Raw genomic sequence first — 1,085 nt, forward strand, 5'->3', positions numbered from 1 at the left:
ATGGGCAAACGGTAGAGAGTATCAGGTCAACTGTAAAGTAGGTAGATAAGCCTATTGGCCGCGTCTCCTATTGATAGGAATAAACCTACTATTGGCAAGCCTTACGTGATAAAGAACAGTCATATATTATGGCTGTTTTTTTGTGGTTGATTGAGTGGTGAACACGACTAAAAGCTGTCAAAATGCTTGCTACTAGACAGGTACTACTACAGCGATAATAAAGGGTAACTCAATGAGCAAACGTCTAATCAGCATGGCAATGATACTTGCCTCAAGCCTAGCAGTGCTCGCAGGCTGTGATAATAGTGCTAGCACAACTGACGCGCAAAGCACACAAGTCGCGAGTACCACCAAGCAAAATACGTCCGATGACCAAGCTGTCGATACTGGCAATACAGCAGCTGCGGGCGCTATGGACTGGTCGCTGATGGCGAGCGATGTCACGCCTATTGACCGAGCAGACTTTGACTATCCGTTTGAGAGTGACAGCCAAAACGTCAAAGACTACGCGGACTATTTTGACGTCGATACTGCCACCGCACAATACAATCTCACCGTTGGCATGGCAAGTAATGAAGCGCTATCTAAGGCGCTTGATCAGCTTAGCAATAACTACACCTCTCATGAATTGACTGACGGCGACGATATCAAACTCATCATCCATACTACACCTGATATCCAAGCGGGTCGCTACGATTATGTGTTTGAAGGAGACTATGCCAAAGGACTCACCCTACCGATTGTGATTGTGCCTGATGGTAAAAAGGCTAAGGTTGATGTGCATGGGAAGGCTGAGGAGTAGAGTTTAACCCGTGTTGATATATACGACGGTATTTGACGATAAAAAAAATCATAAAAAACTCAAAGATAGCCTCAGCATCGCTTGCTTTCATAATGGGCAAATATGCTTATCATCACGCGGTTTTTTATAATCACTCATTCGGCGCTCGTCCCTCGCGCGTCCACGTTTCGTCAGCGCAGTTAATCGTAAAATGAATCTTGCGCACTAACGCGTGAATATGAAATAGCAAATTGAAATTACTAGACTTGTAGGGTGCGCCCCGCGCACCGATTCAATATCAAAA

At 45.2% G+C, this 1,085-nt stretch carries 1 protein-coding gene; it reads left to right on the top strand.

Annotation, left to right across the window (positions count from 1 at the left end; all coding sequences use genetic code 11):
• Positions 1-232: 232 nt before the first annotated feature.
• The gene (locus ACTXGO_RS14415) at positions 233-802 is read left to right on the top strand and encodes a hypothetical protein (protein WP_443542481.1); all 570 of its coding nucleotides are present in this window, start codon (positions 233-235) and stop codon (positions 800-802) included.
• Positions 803-1,085: the final 283 nt, after the last annotated feature.

The organism is Psychrobacter sp. T6-1, from assembly GCF_052258445.1.

Coding starts and splice junctions, on each gene's coding strand:
- ACTXGO_RS14415 (WP_443542481.1), top strand. CDS start 233: ATGAGCAAACGTCTAATCAGCATGGCAATGATACTTGCCTCAAGCCTA.